This window comes from Virgibacillus sp. AGTR, from assembly GCF_016919725.2.
Lineage (GTDB): Bacteria > Bacillota > Bacilli > Bacillales > Amphibacillaceae > Virgibacillus > Virgibacillus salarius.
Genome location: NZ_JAJERH010000179.1, coordinates 1 through 763 on the forward strand (window position 1 = coordinate 1; position 763 = coordinate 763).

Consider the following 763-nt stretch of genomic DNA (forward strand, 5'->3'; position numbering starts at 1 on the left):
ACGCCTGGCGGCCCAAGGAAAATAATATTATATAGCTGCTCCATCCACGTTAAGTCCTTCAACTGATTTAGTTTCTTTGAACTTAATGATTTCTGTTCTTTTAAATCGTATTCTTCCAGAGTGCTGAAAAACGGGAACGTCGCCCATTTAAACCGTTTCTCTAATAGCTTTTCTTCTCTGCGCTTTTGTTCATAGGTTGCCACATCCAGGAGAAACTGAGTAAAGGATGCGTCCTTTTGCTCAGCTTCTCTTATGAGTGTAGGAAGATGGATAGCTGTTTCGGTTAGGCGGAGGGTTTTCATCAAATCTTGTAATTGATTCAGCTGACTCAATTAGACTCACCCTCCAATATTTCAGTATAGGCATTTACTGTTCTCTTTTGGGCTTCCGTATCCATGAGCCAGCCTGAAATCTTATTTATTGATGATACAGCCCGGGCGTTATCGGTTATTGTATCATCAGCTTGGCGTTGTCGTTTGATGTATGAAACGATATCGCTAAAATCTGTCGCACTATAAAGATTTCTTTTCACACATTCTTTTAGTGCTGCTGATAAGATTGCCCCATTGTTCTCCTTTGTCTGCTTTGAAATAATCTGCAGCTGATCTCTAATATACCGAGGGTAGTTTTGCCGGATGATATTGAGATAGTCGTATGCGGAATCTACCTCTTCAAACCGTTTCGCAACCGTATCCATAAATGAATGGATGCCTTTTGTCCGATCGCGCGAATGGCTTCTATCCTTCACTAATTGGCCTTTTCC

At 41.3% G+C, this 763-nt stretch carries 1 protein-coding gene and 1 pseudogene; both read right to left on the minus strand.

The features are described from left to right. A partial coding sequence (locus JUJ52_RS23125; RefSeq protein WP_228089255.1) for an ATP-binding protein occupies positions 1-332 on the minus strand: 332 nt, incomplete at its 3' end. Then, positions 329-763 (minus strand): annotated as a pseudogene (locus JUJ52_RS23130) (IS21 family transposase); the annotation flags it as partial. The gene JUJ52_RS23125 and the pseudogene JUJ52_RS23130, both read right to left, overlap by 4 nt.